Annotated in this window: 13 protein-coding genes; 5 read left to right on the top strand and 8 right to left on the bottom strand. The window is 69.2% G+C overall.

Features of this window, described 5'->3' with window-relative positions; all coding sequences use genetic code 11:
- Positions 1 to 5: 5 nt before the first annotated feature.
- Both ABL312_RS12305 and ABL312_RS12300 read right to left on the bottom strand, forming a co-directional pair.
- On the bottom strand, positions 6 to 1,058 hold the full coding sequence (locus ABL312_RS12305) for a pentapeptide repeat-containing protein (RefSeq protein WP_349357671.1): 1,053 nt from the start codon (positions 1,056 to 1,058) through the stop codon (positions 6 to 8).
- 64 nt (positions 1,059 to 1,122) lie between these two features.
- Complete coding sequence (locus tag ABL312_RS12300; protein WP_349357670.1) at positions 1,123 to 1,737, bottom strand: tetratricopeptide repeat protein; 615 nt, start codon at positions 1,735 to 1,737, stop codon at positions 1,123 to 1,125.
- Positions 1,738 to 1,938: 201 nt separating this feature from the next.
- Between ABL312_RS12300 and ABL312_RS12295 the strand changes: the two genes are divergently transcribed.
- Entirely contained in the window at positions 1,939 to 3,777 is a 1,839-nt protein-coding gene (locus ABL312_RS12295; protein ID WP_349357668.1) for a sodium:proton antiporter, read from the top strand.
- Between the two features lie 53 nt (positions 3,778 to 3,830).
- Positions 3,831 to 4,721, top strand: a complete 891-nt coding sequence (locus ABL312_RS12290) for a 50S ribosomal protein L11 methyltransferase (protein WP_349357667.1) — start codon at positions 3,831 to 3,833, stop codon at positions 4,719 to 4,721.
- Positions 4,722 to 4,829: 108 nt separating this feature from the next.
- Here ABL312_RS12290 and ABL312_RS12285 read toward each other — a convergent pair whose 3' ends face one another.
- Positions 4,830 to 5,045 carry a hypothetical protein gene (locus tag ABL312_RS12285; protein WP_349357666.1) on the bottom strand — a complete coding sequence of 72 codons (216 nt, stop codon included), beginning with the start codon at positions 5,043 to 5,045 and terminating at the stop codon, positions 4,830 to 4,832.
- Positions 5,046 to 5,336: 291 nt separating this feature from the next.
- Here ABL312_RS12285 and ABL312_RS12280 point away from each other — a divergent pair, with 291 nt between their 5' ends.
- On the top strand, positions 5,337 to 7,148 hold the full coding sequence (locus ABL312_RS12280; RefSeq protein WP_349357665.1) for an aminopeptidase P family protein: 1,812 nt from the start codon (positions 5,337 to 5,339) through the stop codon (positions 7,146 to 7,148).
- Positions 7,149 to 7,273: 125 nt separating this feature from the next.
- On the opposite strand, the gene ABL312_RS12275 is transcribed toward ABL312_RS12280, so the two are convergent.
- Complete coding sequence (locus ABL312_RS12275; RefSeq protein ID WP_349357664.1) at positions 7,274 to 8,917, bottom strand: chloride channel protein; 1,644 nt, start codon at positions 8,915 to 8,917, stop codon at positions 7,274 to 7,276.
- A gap of 40 nt (positions 8,918 to 8,957) precedes the next feature.
- Positions 8,958 to 9,452 (bottom strand): thioesterase family protein, encoded by a 495-nt coding sequence (locus tag ABL312_RS12270; RefSeq protein WP_349357663.1) that lies wholly within the window; start codon positions 9,450 to 9,452, stop codon positions 8,958 to 8,960.
- 200 nt (positions 9,453 to 9,652) lie between these two features.
- Between ABL312_RS12270 and ABL312_RS12265 the strand changes: the two genes are divergently transcribed.
- The gene (locus tag ABL312_RS12265; protein WP_349357662.1) at positions 9,653 to 11,068 is read left to right on the top strand and encodes an FAD-linked oxidase C-terminal domain-containing protein; all 1,416 of its coding nucleotides are present in this window, start codon (positions 9,653 to 9,655) and stop codon (positions 11,066 to 11,068) included.
- Positions 11,069 to 11,149: 81 nt separating this feature from the next.
- On the top strand, positions 11,150 to 14,998 hold the full coding sequence (locus tag ABL312_RS12260; RefSeq protein ID WP_349357661.1) for an AsmA-like C-terminal region-containing protein: 3,849 nt from the start codon (positions 11,150 to 11,152) through the stop codon (positions 14,996 to 14,998).
- A 9-nt stretch (positions 14,999 to 15,007) separates the two neighbouring features.
- On the opposite strand, the gene ABL312_RS12255 is transcribed toward ABL312_RS12260, so the two are convergent.
- From ABL312_RS12255 to ABL312_RS12245, 3 genes are all read right to left on the bottom strand, one after another.
- On the bottom strand, positions 15,008 to 15,238 hold the full coding sequence (locus ABL312_RS12255) for a ribbon-helix-helix domain-containing protein (RefSeq protein WP_349357660.1): 231 nt from the start codon (positions 15,236 to 15,238) through the stop codon (positions 15,008 to 15,010).
- Positions 15,239 to 15,346: 108 nt separating this feature from the next.
- Positions 15,347 to 15,583, bottom strand: coding sequence for a DUF4169 family protein (locus tag ABL312_RS12250; RefSeq protein WP_349357659.1), 237 nt, complete (start codon positions 15,581 to 15,583; stop codon positions 15,347 to 15,349).
- Positions 15,584 to 15,668: 85 nt separating this feature from the next.
- Positions 15,669 to 16,268, bottom strand: coding sequence for an SspB family protein (locus tag ABL312_RS12245; protein ID WP_349361399.1), 600 nt, complete (start codon positions 16,266 to 16,268; stop codon positions 15,669 to 15,671).
- Positions 16,269 to 16,378 lie beyond the last annotated feature (110 nt).

The raw sequence follows: 16,378 nt of genomic DNA, 5'->3' as shown, positions 1-16,378 counted from the left end.
GGCGTTCAGCACCCGGACGGGACGCCGAGACCGCCGCGTTCGTCGTAAGCGGTTTGCAGCGCCGCCGGACACGCCTTCCAGACCCGCCAGTCCTCCCTCGGATCGACGTCCGGCGGGCGGTCGCTCCAGGCCCACATCTGCGCCAGCTTGGCCTTGCACATCGCGTGGTCCCGGTTTCTGCGTTGACACAGAAGCCGCAGCGTCGCGCCACTGATGTTGACGCCTTCCGTGATCGTGTCGGCGTCGATCCGCACCCCTTGAAAGGTGACATTGCCGAGATCGGCGTCGCGCAGGTTCGTGCCGGCGAAGTCGATGCCGACCGCTTCCGATCCGACGAAAGACGCGCCGAAAAGGCGGGCGCCCGACAAGTTGGCGTTCTGGAAGGTGACGTTGGTGAAGCGCGCGATGTGGCGCTCCCGATCCGGCGCCTCGAGGAGAAGGCGCACGGGACGTTCGGGCCGATCCAGGGGCGTTCCGAGCGCGCGGGAGAAATCCACGCGGTCCAGCGTCGTGTTCAGGATCTGCAGTCCCGTGATGTCGGCGCCGACGAACGCGGCGGAACGGATCGTCAATCCCTCGAGCCTGGACCGGGAGAGATTGACGCCGGAAAGATCGGAATCGGAGAACAGGGTGCGCCCTGCCGTCGTGGCGTTTCGGATCTCCAGCCCGGACAGGAACACACCGCGGTCGCAGGTCAGGACGGACCGCGAGGGCAACGTCGGTGTCTCGGTCAGCGAGCCGCCGTTGTTTTCGCAGGACAGATCCACGCCCACGATGTCTTCCCCGGCGCCGAAGAGGACGTTGATCGCGGTGATCTTTCCGGAATTGCCGGAGCTTTTCGTGGTCAGCAGGCTCCAGGCGGCCACCAGTCGGCCGAATTGCCATTCGGCCTTTTCCTCAAGATATCGCTTCCGGTCTTCCTCGCGCGCCATCAGGTCGATCACGAAGGCAATGAGCGTCACGATGATCGCGAAGTGGCTCAGAGCCGCCAGAATGCGGACCACGTGCCAGTCGTCCAGCCGGTCGGCCAGCCTTTTCAAACGCCCCCCGTCACTCATAAAAGCCCAGGCCCCTTGCTGTTGAAAATTTCAGTCTGCAAAACGTCGCGCGTCACGCGCGGCATCAAGGTTTCCGGTCGTCTTCCGGGGTGTCGCGCTCATGCGGTAACGGGATCAGCATGTGGCGCTCCTGGATGAAGGGGTGCAGCGCGACCGCCTCGCGCAGGATCTTCTGCCCCAGTCGCATGCGCCCCTGGCCCATGAGAATGCGCGCCTTGCCGCTCATCGCGCCGAAGTGGCGCGGCTCCAGCGCCAGCGCCCGGTCGAGATCGGCAAGCGAGGCGTCGTATTTCTCCTGAAGAAACAGGACGAAGGCGCGCTGGTTCCAGCCTTCCGCATAGTCGGGCGCGCGGGCGACCACCTCGTTGAGAAGGACCCGGGCGCCTTCGAAATCATAGGATGCGCGCTTGTCCATCGCTTCGCGGGTCATGGCGTTGATTTCGGGCGTCGGAGCGGCGTCGATCCAGCCCTCCCAGATCTCGGCTTCGATGGCGCGGGCCTCGCGCTCGCTCGCCGCCGCCTTGAGGGCGGCGAAAAGAGCATCCGTGTCGGCGCGTGCAAGGGCCGGGGCGGAAACAAGGGCGGCGATCACGGCCGCGAGCAGCCCGCTCGCCGCCCGCAGCCGGCGCAGCCATCGCCCCGGGGCGTCCGGCGCATCGCCGGCTCTTGCGCATGTCATGGCGGTCTCCTTCCGCAGCGGTTCGCCCGGCACGTCCTCAAGGATGCCGCGTCGAACGGCTGTCGCCAAGGGGCAGGAGGTCGGACGCCAAACACGTGCCGCGCGGTTGACTTGGCGCGCGCGGGACCGCAAGCCTCTTGTCGATCACTGTTCCTCCTCCGTTCGCGGATCATCGCTCCGCCCTGTCAGGACCACCCCGTCATGTCCCCCGTCATCATCGCCGTTGCCCTGATCGCCGCCGCCGGCGTCGCCGCCCAGTGGCTTGCGTGGCGCTTCCGCCTGCCGGCGATCGTGCTGCTCCTGGCGGCCGGCGCGCTCGCCGGGCCGGTCACGGGTCTCGTGCAGCCGGACGAACAGTTCGCCGGCCTGGTGCAGCCGCTCGTGGCCGTCGCCGTTGCGATCATCCTGTTCGAGGGCGGGCTGACGCTGAACTTCCACGACTTGCGCGAAAGCGGGACGGGCGTGCGGCGCATCGTCATCCTCGGCGCGCCGATCACCTTCCTGCTGGCAGGTGCGAGCGCCTATTACGTTGCGGGCCTGAGCCTGTGGCCGGCGCTCGTCTTCGCCGGCATTCTGGTGGTCACGGGCCCCACGGTGATCATTCCGCTGCTGCGCCAGTCGGCGCTGTCGCGGCGGCCGGCCGCGCTGTTGCGCTGGGAGGCGATCCTCGCCGATCCGCTCGGCGCGCTGATGGCGGTCTTCGTCTACGAGATCTTCCTCGTCACGTCGGGACACCACGACGCCGACACGCTGATCCTGCGCATCGTCGTCGCGCTCGTGCTGGGGCTCGCCGGGGGCTGGTACGCCGGCAAGGCGCTGGTGCAGGCCTTCGTGCGCGGTCACGTGCCGGAATACCTGAAGATCCCGGTGATCGTGACCACCGTGCTCGGCACCTACGCGATCTCCAACGCGGTGCTGGAGGAAAGCGGGCTGCTGACGGTGACCATGCTGGGGCTGGCGCTCGGCAATTCGCGCATCGCCTCGCTCGGGGAGGTCAAGCGCTTCAAGGAGATCATGACGATCCTGCTGGTCTCGGGCGTGTTCATCATCCTGACGGCCTCGCTGGAGCCGCGGGAACTGGCGGCGGCGGTCGACATGCGCACGCTCGCCTTCGTGCTGGTGGTGCTCTTTGTCGTGCGTCCGGTCTCCATCTGGGTGGCGACCATCGGCGCCGGCCTGACGTGGCAGGAACGGGCGCTGGTCGGCTGGATCGCGCCGCGCGGCGTGGTCGCGGTGGCCGTGTCGGGGCTCTTTGCCGGCCTCCTTGTGGCGCGCGGCGTGGAGGACGGGGAGCGGCTGGTGCCGCTTGCCTTTGCCGTGGTGGTGGCCACGGTTCTGGCGCATGGCTTTACCATCGGCCCGCTGGCGCGCGCGCTGGGGCTGGCCTCCGGCGGGCGCGCGGGGCTTCTCATCGTCGGGGCGAACCGGTTTACCGTGGCGCTTGCCGCCAAGTTGAAGGAGCGCGACATCCCCGTGCTGATGACCGACCGCAACTGGGGGCGGTTGCGCCATGCCCGCCAGGCGGGGATCGAGACGCATTACGGCGAAATCCTCTCCGAGGTCGCGGAACACACGATCTCGCTCGCACCCTACAGCCATCTGCTCGCGGCGACCGACAACGACGATTACAACGCGCTGGTCTGCACCAACTTCGGACCGGAGATCGGCCGCTCGGAGGTGCTGCAGATCGGCCGCGACAAGGAACCGACGCCGGAGCATCGCCAGCTGTCGGTGACGCTCGGCGGGCGGCCGTTCCTGGCGAACGCGGGCGGGCTGCACAGTCTGATCGCCCGGGTCTCGGAAGGCTGGCGCGTGTCCACCACGGTGCTCAGCGAGGAGTATGACGCCGCTGCCTATGCCGCCGACCGCTCCGACGAGGCGATCCCGCTGTTCGCGCTCACCGCCGGCGGGCGGCTGAAACCGGAACCCGCCTCCGATGCCAGCGGTCTCAAGCCCGGCGACATGATCGTGACCCTGTTGCCGCCGGCGCCCAAGTCTGCGCCGAAGTCGGCGAAATCCGAGACGCGCGATGCCCGTTGAAGCGGAGCGGTCCGGCGGGTAAAGGGAAGGCCCGTCCCTGAACCGGAGCCCTCATGTCCACCGTTCGCGTCCGTATCACCGCCGAGGAACTCGAGGCGAAGCGCATCTACGAGCTGCTTGCCCGCGATTTCGAGGACGACGGCAATCCCGTCACCGTGTTCGAATCTTCTCCCGACGGGCGTGAATGGACCGCCGAGATCCTGCTGTTCGACATGAGCGTGGACGATGCGGCCGCGCTGGTGCGCGACCGGCTGGGCGCCGACGCCTTCGCCGCGCCGCTGGAAGCGGTTCCGCTCGACGACATCAACTGGGTGGAAAAGAGCCTGGAGGGCCTGTCGCCGGTCTCGGCCGGCCGCTTCTTCGTGCATGGATCGCACGACCGGGACAAGCGCCCCTTCAACGCGCTCGCCATCGAGATCGAGGCCGCGCTCGCCTTTGGAACGGGCCATCACGGCACGACGGCCGGCTGCCTGATCGAACTCGACCGGCTGCTGTCGCGGCGCTCCTATCGGCGCATTCTGGATCTGGGGACCGGCACCGGCGTGCTGGCGATCGCGGCGGCGAAGCGGGCGCGTCAGCGGGTGCTGGCGAGCGATATCGATCCGGTCGCGACGCTGACGACGCAGGCCAATGCCCGGCACAACCAGGTCGGCCCGCTGGTGCGCGCGGTGACTGCCGCCGGCGTCGACGCCCGCGTCTTCGCGGAAAACGGGCCCTTCGATCTGGTGGTGGCGAACATTCTCGCAAGGCCGCTGATGCGCATGGCCGCGGCGCTGGGCCGGCGGATGACCCGCGAGGCGACATTGGTTCTCTCGGGCCTGCGCGTCGAGGACGGGCCGCGCATTCTCTTCGCCTATGGCGCGCAAGGGTTTCATCTGGCCCGACGTCAGGAGCGCGACGGCTGGCTGACGCTCACGCTGGTGCGCGGCCGCCGGGTTCCCTGATCGACGAGCATATGCCCGATCGATCGCGCGCGAAGGGCCCATAACGCGAAACGGGGTCCGATCGGCTGACCGGACCCCGTTTTCTTCAGGTGTCGTGGGTGAGGGCGCTCAGAATGCGCTCGTCACCGCACCCTGACGCTCCAGCTCGGCACGGTCGTAACCGTGGGCGGCCAGCGTGGCATCGTCGAGCGACAGCAGGTAGCCGTTCACATAGCGGCGGGCCTGACGCTCGCGGGCGCTGACCAGGCCGTCGAAGGCGCGGCGCATGAAGCTCTTGCCGCCGGTGCTGGCGAGCGAGGTGGACGTGATGGTTGCGATAGCCATGTCTTCAATCTCCAGGTCGAGGTCTCATGTGTCGCGGAGCGCGACAGAGTTTCCTCCCTCAAACTCTTGACCAGGATAATGGGGAGCGCGCCGCGCCGCGAAAAGAGCGATAAGTGCATGGCTGTGCTGCAGATGTTGCATGTGCGAAGTAACGATATTGCAGCGCGGTATAGGTTTTCGGACCGAGAGTTGCGGCGGCGTGCCGGCGGTGCCCGCATCGCGGGCAGGGTGCCTTGAGGTCAGGCAGGAAACGCCTTTTGCGGGCGCCCGCGATCGGCTAGCGTTCGGCGCATGTTTCAAAGCTTCGACACGGTCATCGATCCGTCCGTCGGCTCCGCGCGGTGCGCGGCGCTGCGGCAAGAACTGAACTCCCGCGGCCTCGACGGGTTCCTCATTCCGCGCGGCGACGCGCATCAGGGCGAATATGTTCCGCCGTCCGAGGCGCGGCTCGCATGGCTGACCGGTTTCGCCGGATCGGCCGGCACGGCGGTCGTGCTCGCCGACCGGGCGGCGATCTTCGTCGACGGGCGGTACACGATCCAGGTGCGCGAGCAGGTCGACACCGCCGTCTTCGAGCCGCTGCATCTGATCGAGATGCCGCCGGCGACCTGGCTCGGCGGCGTGCTGAAGCCGGGCAACCGGCTGGGATACGATCCGATGCTGCACACGGTGGCCGGCGCGCGGCGGTTGCGCGCCGCCTGCGAGGCGGCCGGCGCGGAACTCGTCCCTGTCTCGGACAATCCGGTCGATGCGGTGTGGACCGACCGTCCCGCGCCGCCGGTCGAAGCGGTCGTTTTGCACGACGCGGCGCTGGCCGGCGAGGCGGCGCGGGACAAGATCGCGCGCATGCAGGTGGCCGTGAGCGAGGCGGGCGCCGACGCGCTGGTGCTGACGCAGCCCGATTGCATTGCCTGGCTGTTCAACATTCGCGGCGCCGACGTGCCGCATACGCCGGTACCGCTCAGTTTCGCCCTTCTGCCGGCGCAGGGCCGGCCCCGGCTGTTCATCGCGGCGGGCAAGCTCTCCGATGCGGTGCGCGAGGCGCTTGACGCGCTGACCGACATCGACCAGCCCGACGCCCTGGTGCCGGCGCTTGCCGCGCTCGGGGCGGACGGCGCGCGCGTGATGCTCGATGCGAACTGGGCCGGCGACGCGCTGGCCACGGCCGTGACGGGCGCGGGCGGACGGGTCATTGAACGCGACGATCCGGTCACGCGGGCCAAGGCGATCAAGACGGCGGCGGAGATTGCCGGCGCGCGCGCCGCGCATCTGCGCGACGGGGCGGCCTATGCGCGCTTTCTCGCGTGGTTCGACGGAACCGTCGCCGGAGGGCTCGACGAGATCACGGTGGCGGAGACGCTGGAGCGGTTTCGTGCGGAGACCGGCGCGCTCAAGGAGATCTCCTTCGACACGATCTCGGCGGCCGGCCCCAATGCGGCGATCCCGCATTACCGGGTCGACCGGGCGAGCAACCGCCGGATTCCGCCCGACAGCCTGTTCCTGATCGATTCCGGCGCGCAATATGCCGACGGCACGACAGACATCACCCGCACGATGGCCGTCGGCGATGTCGCGGCGGAGATTAAACGGCATTTCACGCTGGTTCTGAAGGGCCATATCGCGATTGCCACGGCACGGTTTCCCGTCGGCACGAGCGGCGCGCAGATCGACGCGCTGGCGCGCATCGCGCTGTGGAAGGCGGGGCTCGACTTCGACCATGGCACGGGCCATGGCGTGGGATCCTATCTCTCGGTGCACGAGGGACCGCAGCGGATCGCCAAGTCGGGGCATGTGGCGCTGGAGCCGGGCATGATCGTCTCCAACGAGCCGGGCTTCTACAAGGCCGGCTCGCATGGCATCCGCATCGAGAACCTGGAACTGGTGACCCCGCCCGCGCCCATCGCGGACGGCGAACGGGAGATGCTCGGCTTTGAGGCGCTGACGCTGGCGCCCATCGACCGGCGTCTGGTGGTCGCCGATCTGCTCGACGCGGGCGAACGGGACTGGCTCGACCGCTATCACGCGCGGGTGCTGCGCGAGATCGGCCCGCTGGTCGATCCGCAGACGCGAGCCTGGCTGGAGGGGGCCACCGCGCCGCTGTAGGCGGCGCGAACCAAAAGACAGGGGCCGCTGTAGGCGGCGCGGAACAAGAGACACGGGCCCCTGTAGGCTCCACGGGACAGGCGACACCGGGGCGCTGCAGGCGGCGCCGCCGGCTGCCGCCTGCTTCAGCGGTGTTCCTCGACCTGCTGGCTGATCAGTTCCTTGTTGAAGAAGCGCAGCGCGCGCACATGCGTTGCGTGGCCGATCACCTGTCCCGGGTCGTTCGGGTCAACCACGGGCAGGCGGTTGGTGCCGCTTTCGTCGAAGACCCTGAGGGCCGTTTCCAGCGTGTCGGTCAGATGAAGATAGGGGGTTCCGGCGCCGACGTCGAACTCGGGCCGCTCCGCGTCGGCGGGCAGGCGTTCCACGAAGTCGGACACATGGACGATGCGCACCAGCCATTTGTGCGCGCCCTCGTGCAGCATCACGCCGCGCATCTCCAGCTGCCAGTGGAAATAGGAGCGCCCGTGCACCGCCTGGGTCAGGCCGGTGGCGATGGAAACGGAGATCAGCAGCGCGATCGACAGCGCATAGCCGCCGGTCAATTCGAAGACGATCATTGTGGTGGAAAACGGCGCGCCGAGAACGGCCGCCGCCACCGCGCCCATGCCGAGGATCGCATAAAGCCCGTGCGAGGAGGCGAGTTCGGGAAAGACGGCGGCCGCGATCAGCCCGAAGGCGCCGCCGCACATGGCGCCGAGATAGAGCGAGGGCGAGAAGATGCCGCCGCCAAAGCGCGAGGCCAGCGTGATCGAGGTCGCCGCCGTCTTGAGCACCAGAAGGATGAGAAGCGTGGCAAGCGGCAGTTGGTGCTTGAGCGCGGCATCCGTCGCCTCGTAGCCGACGCCCAGCACTTCCGGGAAGAACACGCCGATGCCGCCGACCGCGAGGCCGCCGGTGACCGGCCGCAGCCACAGCGGCATGGGGATGTTGCGCGCCACCCAGTCGCTGCCGATCAGCGCGAACTGGAAGATCACGGCGACGGCGGCGCAGGTCAGCCCCAGCAGGGCGAAGGCAGGCAGCTCCCACAGCGAGGTGATCTGATACTCGGGGATGATGAAGGCCGCCACGTCGCCGAACCACAGGCGCGACAGCATGGTCCCCACAACCGAGGCGATCACGATGGGCACGAAGGCGGTCAGCGCGTAGTGGCCGAGAATCACCTCATGGGCGAAGAGCACGCCGGCGATCGGCGCGTTGAACGAGGCGGAGACCGCACTCGCCACGCCGCAGGCGAGCAGGATGCGCCGCGCCGCGTCGGGCAGGCGGAAGGTCTGGCAGATCGCCGTGCCGATGGTCGCGCCCAGATGCACCACCGGCCCCTCGCGCCCCGCGCTGGCGCCGCAGCCGAGCGACAGGGCGGTCACGAAGGCGGAGGAAATGCCCGACCAGAAGGGCAGACCGCGTCCGCCTTGCGCGCGCGCCTCGATGACGTCGGCGACGCCGCCGGCGCGCTGTTTCGGCTGGATGAACTGTAGATAGAGCCCGACCACGAGCCCGCCGGCGGCGGGTGCGAGCAGGATCACCCACCAGGGTACGGCGGCGGCGGCCGAGACCACCGTTTCCTCCGCCGTGCCGAGCCAGGTCCACTGGATCGCGCCGATGGCCATGCGGAACAGGATCGCGGCCACCGCCGTCAGCACGCCGATCAGCACCGCCAGCAGCCAGACCAGCGGCAGGCGCGTCGTGCGGAACAGGCGCAGGTTCGGCTCGATCCAGCGGATCGCGATGGCGGGAAGGCGTTTCACCTGATCGAGAAGAGAGGGCATGGCACCCTTGAAACCTTGACCGCCGGCGTTGCGTCCCGCCTCAGCGCTTGGTGATGGAAATGGACCGCCCGGCCCGTTCGGGACGGCCGAGCACATCGTGCGACGCCTTCATGGCCGAAAGCCGTTCGGCGACATCCTCCGGCCAGGGCACCACCTTGCGCGCGGTGAGATCGACATGCAGCGACACCTGTTCGGAGGTGGCCGACAGGAAGCCCTCTTCGGCATGGTGAAGCTCCTGATAGAGATGCGCCTTTTTCGCATCGAAATCAACGAGCTGAACCGTGGCGTAGACCGGATCTCCCCGCTCCAGTTCGCGCAGGTAGCACAGATGCACCTCGGCGGTGAAGAACGAGGCGCCGCGCGTCGCCGCATACTCCGGACCGAGGCCGAGCGCGATGAACGCCTCGTCGAGACAGGTGTCGAACAACACGTTGTAGTAGGCCATGTTGAGATGGCCGTTATAATCGAGCCATTCGTCCTTCACGGTCTGGATCGAGCCCTTGAAGGGGGCCGGAAACTGGGCAACCTCGGTCATGCGCCGCCTCTTGCTGGGGCCGGACTGCGCGGTGCGGCGGCGAAGGCGCGCGCGGCGCGGAAGTCTTTGGCCGGGATGGTCGTTTTTGCTAGTGTGCGCCAAACCTAGTCCGAGGCCGCGCGCGAAGGCAAATCGCGCCCGCGTCGGACGGGCGCACCGCCCGCTGACGTCGGGAGTTGCGCCACAGTCGGAGAGGGCTCATGTCGCTTGCCTCGCTGCAACAGACGGTCGATCGCAACGATGCGGGAATCGATCTCGTCGTGAAGATCCTCGCGCAGCGCTTCGGCGAGCGCTTCAGCGCGGCGCAGGCGGTGCGCGAGCAGCATGCCCACACCACCACCTGGCTGCCGACCCAGGCGCCCGACGGTGTCGTCTTCGCCCGCTCCACCGAGGAGGTGGCCGAGACCGTGCGGGTCTGCGCCGAACACCGCGTGCCGGTGATCCCCTTCGGCACCGGCTCCTCGCTGGAGGGCCACGTCAACGCGCCGGCGGGCGGGATTTCCATCGACATGTCGCAGATGAACGAGATCCTCGCGGTCCATCCGGAGGATCTCGACTGCACGGTGCAGGCGGGGGTGACGCGCACGCAGCTCAATGCGCATCTGCGCGACACCGGCCTGTTTTTCCCGATCGATCCGGGCGCCGATGCGAGCCTCGGCGGCATGGCGGCGACGCGGGCGTCGGGCACCAATGCGGTGCGCTACGGCACCATGAAGGATGCCGTCCTGGCGCTGACCGCGGTGATGGCGGACGGGCGGATCGTCCGGACGGGCGGGCGGGCGCGCAAGTCCTCGGCCGGCTACGACCTGACCCGGCTGCTCGTCGGCTCGGAAGGCACGCTCGGCGTGATCACCGAACTGACCCTGCGCCTGCACGGCATTCCCGAAGCCGTGTCGGGCGGCGTGTGTCCGTTCCCCGATCTCGAGACGGCGTGCAATGCCGTGATCATGACCATCCAGTGCGGCCTGCCGGTGGCGCGGATCGAATTGCTCGACACCAACCAGGTGCGCGCCTGCAACGCCTATTCGAAGCTCGATCTCGCCGAGACGCCGACGCTCTTCGTCGAGTTCCACGGCACGCAGGCCGGCGTGCGCGAGCAGAGCGATCTCTTCGGCGAGATCGCGCGCGACTGCGGCGGCGGCGATTTCGTCTGGGCGACCCAGGCGGAGGAGCGGACCCGGTTGTGGTCGGCGCGCCACGACGCCTATTGGGCGGCCATGGGCCTGCGCCCGGGCGCCAAGGGCGTGTCGACCGACGTCTGCGTGCCGATCTCGCGGCTTGCGGATTGCATCGCCGAGACCAACCGGGATATCGAGACGATGGGCCTTGTCACCGCCATCGTCGGCCATGTGGGCGACGGCAACTTCCATGTGCTGGTGCTGGTCGACACCGACGATCCGGCCGAGATCGCGGCCGCCGAGGAGTTCATCGAGCGGCTCAACTGGCGGGCCATCGACATGGGCGGGACCTGCACCGGCGAACACGGTGTGGGCCAGGGCAAGATGAAGTATCTGGCGCGCGAACACGGCGCCGGGCTCGATGTCATGCGCGCGATCAAGACCGCGCTCGATCCGATGAACATCCTCAATCCCGGCAAGATCGTCGCGGGCGGCTGACGCGGCGGGAACGGGAACGGCCAGTCCGGGAGAAGTGCCCTGAATTCGATCTACATCACGATCGGCCTCGCCGTCCTCGCGGTGCTCCTCGCCGCGCTCGTCGGACCGTTCTTCATCGACTGGACGGCCTATCGCACCACCTTCGAACGCTACGGCGAACGGCTGCTCGGCCATCGCGTCGCGGTGATGGGCGACGCGGAGATGCGGCTGCTGCCCACCCCGATGCTGACCTTCACCGACGTGCGGGTGGGCGAGCCGGAAGATCCGCTGCTCGCCGTCTCGCGCTTCGCCGTGCGCATCGAGCTGCCGCCGCTGATGAAGGGCGAGGTGCGCATCATCGACATGACGCTCGAGCGCCCCGCGCTCAACCTGTCGCTGGACGAGCGCGGCCGGCTCGACTGGTTCACCGCGCTCGGGCGCAACGGGTTGCTGGACACGGTCGATCCGGACCTTGTGATGCTCGAACAGGCGAGCGTGCGCGACGGGCGGATCGCCATCGTCGATGCGCGCAACGGCGCGCGGCACACGCTCGAGGACGTCGATCTCACGGTCTCCGCCCGCTCGCTGCTCGGTCCCTACAAGATCGACGGCATGGCAAGCCACGCAGGACAACGGGCGACGCTCATGCTGGCCACCGGACGGCGCGACGCGGACGGCGGCATCCGCCTGCGCGCCGGCATCACGCCCGTCTCCGTGCCGGTGGATCTGGTCGCCGACGGGCGGGTGACGCTCGATGGCGGGCGCCTCGGCTACGAGGGCCGGTTCGATCTCGCCTCGGTCACGCCGGAGGATACGCCCGAGCGCGCATGGACGAGCGAGGGCGCCTTCGCGCTCGACATCGACACGCTGCGACTCCGGGAGACGACCCTGCGCTACGGCGCGGAGGACCGTCCCGTCACGCTCACCGGCCACATGGATCTGGCGCTCGCCGCGCCGGTGCGTTTCGACGTAACGGCCAGCGCAAATCAGATCGATCTCGACCGGATCGCCGGGCGGGGACCGCAGGACCCGCTGGCGGCCGAGGAGGCCGGCCGGGTGCTGCTCACGGCCCTTCAGGGGCTGCCGCATCCCCCGGTCGAGGGAACCGTGACGCTCGATGTGCCGGCGCTCGTCAGCGGCGGCGGTCTCATGCAGGAGTTGCGCATCGAGGCAAGCCGGCTCGCCAGCGGCTGGCGCATTGCCGAACTGTCCGGCCAGGCGCCGGGGCGCAGCCCCTTCCTGCTGCGCGGCGATCTGGAACTCAAGCCGAGGCCCGCCTTTCGCGGCAGTTTCGCGGTGTCGGTGGCGCAGCCCAACGCCTTCGCGGACTGGTGGCGGCAGGGCGTGGTGCTGGACGCGGCGGTCGATCCCTTCGCGGTGGAAAGCCGGCTCGACGTGTCGCCCGAGGGGCTCGCGCTCACCGATCTGGTGTTCGAGATCGCCGGCGAGACAGGGCGCGGTGCGATCAGCTACCGCGTGCCGCGCAACGGACCGCCGGTCTTCGAGGTGGATCTCGACGCCGACCGGCTGAACGCCGATCAGGCGGTGCTGCTGACCCGTCTCCTGCTCGGCGGCAAGAAGGGGGCGACGATGACCGGCGCGCTGGGCGACACCCAGGTGGCGCTGCGGCTCTTCGCCGAGGAGCTCGAGGTCGGCGGGCTCGAGGCCTCCGCGCTCGCGGTGCGCGCGGCCTATCAGGACGATGTGCTGACCGTCGACGAGGCGAACCTCGCCGATCTGGCCGGCGCGCGATTGAGCGCTTCCGGGCGGATCGAGCGGCTGTCCACGTCGCCGTCGGGTCGCCTGACCGTCTCCGTCGATGCCGAGCGGCTGGAGGGCGTGGCGGCGCTCATCCGCCGTCTGGCACCGGAGCGCGAGGGTCTGGCGCCGTTCACGTCGCGGCCCGAGGCCTTCGCGCCGGCGCGTCTCACTGTCGTTTTCGACGGCGAGGCGCTGGCCGGCGGAGAAGGGGCCGGCACGCAGGCCCGCATGGCCGCCGAGGGAACCGCCGGCGGCACGGAGATCGATGCGGATTTCGGGCTCACGGGCCGGTTTGACACCTGGCGCGCGGCGGCGGTGGATTTCGAACTCGGGATCTCCGCCGAGGAAGGGACCACGCTGCTGGCGCAACTGGGCCTGCCGGTCCTGCCGGTGGCGGATCTGGGGGCGGCGCGGATCGAACTGGGCGCGGCCGGCATTCCGGAGGAGGGGCTCGACGGGCACGCCCGATTCTATCTCGATGACGCGTCGCTGGTCGGCGTCGGCACCCTGTCGATGCCGGGGAACGAAGAGGTCGCCTATACGGCGGATGTGGTCGCCAAGGCCGACAATCTCCTGCCCTTTTCCCTGCTGACGGGGCGACTGCCGTCGCTGTCGAGTTCCGTCGAGGCGGTGGATCTCGTGGCGACGGTCGAGGGGGTGGGCGATGCCTTCACGCTCGCCGGCCTGTCGGGCACGGTCGCGGGCACGCGCCTCGACGGCGCGGTCGAGGTCGATCTCCGCCAGGCGATGGCCGATCTCGATCCGCGCGTGCGCGGCCGGCTCGCGCTGTCGGACATGGACCCGGCGGCCCTCAGCGACCTGATGCTCGGGGCCGATCAGCTGAGCGCGGCGCGCAGCGGAGGGTCCTGGTCGACGCTCGCCTTCGGACCGCCGGTGCTCTCGGGTCTCGATCTGGCGCTCGATCTGGCCGTGGAGCGCATGCGGCTCGCGCCCGCGCCGGACGCGACCGGGGTCGCCGCGACGCTCGGCCTGAAGTCCGACAGGCTGACGCTGGACGTTTCGCAAGCGGATTTCGCCGGCGGGCGGCTGACCGGCACCTATGCCGTGTCGCGGGCCGGGGGACAGGCGGGTCTGAACGCCTCGCTGCGCCTGGAAAACGCCGATCTCGACGATCTCGTATGGCAGCGCGCCGCGCGGCCGGTCGCGAGGGGCCGCGCCGATCTGTCGCTCGATCTGGAGGGGGCGGGGCGCTCGCTGTCGGGCATCGTCTCCAGTCTCTCCGGCGGGGGCACGCTCGGTGTGCGCGACGGCGAGCTGCGCGGGCTCAATCCGCGCGCCTTCGATCTGGTGATCCGGGCCGCCGATGCGGGGCTGGAGCTCGACGACGACACGATCCGCACCGCCTTCGCCAGCCATCTGGACGCCGGCCGGCTGCCCTTTGCGACGCTGGAGGCGAGCGCGACGATCTCCGGCGGGGTGGTGCGCGTCAGCAATCTGTCGCTCGACACGGAGGCGGCGACCGTCTTCGGCAATGCGCAGGTCGACATGGACACGCTGAGGCTCGACAGCGACTTCTCGCTGGAGGTCGACCCGGGCGCCGAGGCGGTCACGGGGGCCGAGCCGGAAGTGGGGCTGGTGTTCTCCGGCGATCTCGCCGCGCCGGAGCGCAGCATCGACATCGCCCCCTTCACCGCGTTCCTGACGCTCAGGGCCTTCGAGCAGGAGGTTCGGCGGATCGAGGAACTGCAGGCCGAAATCGACGCGCAGGAGCGGGAGATGGACAATCGCCTGCGGCTCATCGAACGCGAACAACGGCGCGAGGAGGCCAGGCAACGCGCGCCAGGGGACCCGCCGCGCGAGGAACGCTCCCTGCGTTCCGCCGACGAGCCGCCACAAGCGCCGCCAGAGCCGCAAGCGCCGCAAGAGGAGGCGGAGACGCCTGCGGGCGACACTTCCGCGACCGACGCATCATCCACGCCGGATGCGCCCGCTCGGGACGGCGAAACCGCTGTCCGCCGGGACAGCGCGCCGGCTGCGCAACCGCGCCCCCGGCAGCCCGCTCCGCAACCCTCGCCCGCGGAAGGCTTTCAGGATCGCATTCGCGCCGCGCTGGAGGAGCTCGACGCCCGCGGCCGGGCCAATCCCGCCGAGACGTCGGACGGCGCGCCCATGCAATTGCTGCCGCCGCTCGATCCGCCGGTCTTCATCGAGCGCGCGCCGGATCAATAGAGACGAGGATCAGGCGCGGTCGCGATAAAAGGCCAGCGCGGCGACGCGCAGCGCCGAGGACAGCGCCGGCGGGGTTTGTGCCGGATCGACATGGCGGGCATCGTCGATGCGGGCCACGAGGACCGGCAGGCTGACCGCCTCTTGCGCCGCCATCGCCTCGAGCGCGGTCCAGAAGTCCGGTTCGAGCGCGAGGCTCGTTCTGTGTCCGTGCAGGGTGAGCGAGCGTTTGACGAGGGCCATGGCTGCGGTCGGGGTGCGGCTATCTGTCGGAATGAGAAGGGGTCTGTGGAGGCCGGCCGGCGCAATTGTCTGCCAGCGAACCGGGGCGCGTCGCCGCTTTGCGAGCCTTTACGCGTCGGCAGGCCCGTCGTTCGGCGCCTTGTGCTTCGTCCCGGATTGCTCTTCCGCATCGGACAGGCGATGCGCGTCGAGGTGACGCTCGGTCGTTTCCCGCCGCCGGCGATCCTCCAGCCGTTCCGCCTTGGTGCGCCCGTGCAGGCGCCGGTTTTCCGCCGCCCGCGCGTCCTTGTCGCGGCGCTTCGCCGCCTTGCGGGCCTGTCGCAGATTGATGACGTCTGCGCTCATATGACGCCTTTCGCTCACATGCCGGCTTTGCTCACATGCCGCCTTCGCTCACATGACGCTCAGGCCCGGGGCCGGTCCGGCCGGGTCAGGTCTTCTTGCGGAAGGCGTCGAGCGAGACGACGTCCGCCCCGGCAGACTCGTCGGCGTCCGCGTCCGGCGCTCCGTCCTGCTTCGCACCGGCGGACTTTTCGTCCGCGCGCGGCGCGGGTTTCGCGGCGTCCGTGCCGGTCGGATCGCCCATCGAGCGCTCGATCTCGGCGAGCTGGGCTTCCGCCTGCTCGTGCGCCTGCGCCGCCTCGACGAGGTCCTCGGGCAGTTCCTCCGCGGTCTTGCCCGGCTCGAACTCGAGCGCGAATTGCACGGACGGGTCGAAAAAGCCCTTGATGGCGGAAAACGGCACGAACAGCTTTTCCGGAATGCCGCCGAAGGACAGGCCGACCTCGAAGGCGTGGTCCGTCACGGTGAGATCCCAGAACTGGTGCTGCAGCACCACCGTCATTTCCTTCGGGTAGCGTTCCTTCAGGCGCGGCGAGATCCGCACGCCCGGCGCATTGGTGTCGAAGGCGATGTAGAAGTGGTGCTCGCCGGGCAGCCCGATACGGCTCACCTCGGCAAGGATCTTGCGGACGGCGCCGCGCAGCGCATCCTGAATGACGATATCGTAGCGGATCAGGTCTTCGGCCATGAGGTGGAACTGCCGGTTTTGACTCGGGGTTTTGCTCAACATGACCCGCAGGGGGCGTCTTGAAAAGGGCTGGCGGGTGCCGACCACCATTCTTTTTCGCCCTTTTTCGC

The sequence above is a fragment of the Stappia sp. genome, assembly GCF_040110915.1.
Classification (GTDB): Bacteria; Pseudomonadota; Alphaproteobacteria; order Rhizobiales; family Stappiaceae; genus Stappia.
The sequence above is the reverse complement of the archived record's forward strand: the minus strand, read 5'-3'. Positions and strand labels throughout refer to the sequence as shown.

What these genes read in the sequence shown, in the direction of transcription:
- ABL312_RS12270 (WP_349357663.1), bottom strand. Translation starts at nt 9,452, where the DNA reads ATGACCGAGGTTGCCCAGTTTCCGGCCCCCTTCAAGGGCTCGATCCAG.
- ABL312_RS12290 (WP_349357667.1), top strand. Translation starts at nt 3,831, where the DNA reads ATGTCCACCGTTCGCGTCCGTATCACCGCCGAGGAACTCGAGGCGAAG.
- ABL312_RS12285 (WP_349357666.1), bottom strand. Translation starts at nt 5,045, where the DNA reads ATGGCTATCGCAACCATCACGTCCACCTCGCTCGCCAGCACCGGCGGC.
- ABL312_RS12255 (WP_349357660.1), bottom strand. Translation starts at nt 15,238, where the DNA reads ATGGCCCTCGTCAAACGCTCGCTCACCCTGCACGGACACAGAACGAGC.
- ABL312_RS12295 (WP_349357668.1), top strand. Translation starts at nt 1,939, where the DNA reads ATGTCCCCCGTCATCATCGCCGTTGCCCTGATCGCCGCCGCCGGCGTC.
- ABL312_RS12280 (WP_349357665.1), top strand. Translation starts at nt 5,337, where the DNA reads ATGTTTCAAAGCTTCGACACGGTCATCGATCCGTCCGTCGGCTCCGCG.
- ABL312_RS12265 (WP_349357662.1), top strand. Translation starts at nt 9,653, where the DNA reads ATGTCGCTTGCCTCGCTGCAACAGACGGTCGATCGCAACGATGCGGGA.
- ABL312_RS12250 (WP_349357659.1), bottom strand. Translation starts at nt 15,583, where the DNA reads ATGAGCGCAGACGTCATCAATCTGCGACAGGCCCGCAAGGCGGCGAAG.
- ABL312_RS12305 (WP_349357671.1), bottom strand. Translation starts at nt 1,058, where the DNA reads ATGAGTGACGGGGGGCGTTTGAAAAGGCTGGCCGACCGGCTGGACGAC.
- ABL312_RS12300 (WP_349357670.1), bottom strand. Translation starts at nt 1,737, where the DNA reads ATGACATGCGCAAGAGCCGGCGATGCGCCGGACGCCCCGGGGCGATGG.
- ABL312_RS12275 (WP_349357664.1), bottom strand. Translation starts at nt 8,917, where the DNA reads ATGCCCTCTCTTCTCGATCAGGTGAAACGCCTTCCCGCCATCGCGATC.
- ABL312_RS12245 (WP_349361399.1), bottom strand. Translation starts at nt 16,268, where the DNA reads ATGGCCGAAGACCTGATCCGCTACGATATCGTCATTCAGGATGCGCTG.